This is a genomic window from Pandoraea sp. PE-S2R-1, assembly GCF_002179865.1.
Classification (GTDB): Bacteria; Pseudomonadota; Gammaproteobacteria; order Burkholderiales; family Burkholderiaceae; genus Pandoraea.
Map to the genome: position 1 here is coordinate 1 of NZ_NGUR01000003.1, position 1,112 is coordinate 1,112.

The 1,112-nt window shown below is 58.7% G+C and carries 3 tRNA genes; all 3 read right to left on the reverse strand.

Annotation, left to right across the window (positions count from 1 at the left end):
* Positions 1–67: 67 nt before the first annotated feature.
* Positions 68–142: transfer RNA gene (locus CDV44_RS01080), tRNA-Thr, on the reverse strand.
* 34 nt (positions 143–176) lie between these two features.
* A tRNA-Gly gene (locus tag CDV44_RS01085) sits at positions 177–250 on the reverse strand.
* A 68-nt stretch (positions 251–318) separates the two neighbouring features.
* Positions 319–404: transfer RNA gene (locus CDV44_RS01090), tRNA-Tyr, on the reverse strand.
* Positions 405–1,112 lie beyond the last annotated feature (708 nt).

The following is a 1,112-nucleotide window of genomic DNA, read 5'->3' on the forward strand; positions in this document are numbered from 1 at the left end:
AACTCCTAACGGGTTATCTATTGCCGAGTTGCTCGGCATGTTGATTGCCGCGCTTCACACTATCTAGTGGTGCCCATGGGCAGGATCGAACTGCCGACCTCTCCCTTACCAAGGGAGTGCTCTACCACTGAGCCACATGGGCGAAACCTTTACTTCTTCTGCGTCTGCGCGTCACCTGGAGCGGGTGAAGGGAATCGAACCCTCGTCATAAGCTTGGAAGGCTTCTGCTCTACCATTGAGCTACACCCGCTTGGATTCCGACTCTCGCTTCCTTGATAATGAGCGCCGGAACTTCCGGCGCTCATTACTTCCGCATTCTGGTGGAGGAGGTTGGATTCGAACCAACGTAGGCGTAAGCCAACAGATTTACAGTCTGCCCCCTTTAGCCACTCGGGCACCCCTCCGCAGAGAATTTGCAATTATGGAGATGTCGCCCTACCTTGTCAACACCTTCCACGCATTAAAAGAGCAGTTTTTGTGCCTGCTGCTGCGATTTTTTTCGATTCGTGCGGCAAGTCTTTGATTTTCCTAGTAATCGAGACGGCAAAGCAATGCCGGAAATTTTCACCGGCAACTCACGAATTTGCGGCAGCGCCCGCACCCCGGAAGCAAGTCCAGTTCACCGCTGGTGCAGCGAGGCGCGAAGCGCGCCCCCTCGCAACACCTCCGCAGACGGTCGCTTTGCGCGTCTGGCGCCGGCGATGCCGCATCAACGGCCCTGCGCAGACACTGATCAGGGCCTGGAAGCGTCGTGATCGTCCGGGAATATGTCGCTGTTGGCGTGGCTTAGCGCGCCACCAACGGGGGCCAGGGCCCATTACCCCTGGACGCCGGCGTAGCGGCTCATCCGATTCACCCAGCCACACAAGCCGGGAAGCCTTCACCCGGCAGGTCCGCCGGCCTTTAAGCCCCCAGTCCGGCGGGCACCAGGCGCGCAGGAGGCTCGTAGTCGCTTCGTGTTGACCTTATAGGCGCCTTGCAGGCCTTTTAGACACCGATGCACCGACGTGCTGTGGTTGGCGCCAAGAACTCGATGGACGTCACGGCACGTTCCAGCTGCTCGATCTGAGCTCGCCCCGTGTTTTACGGCAGGATTTGATCGGTCAGCACGC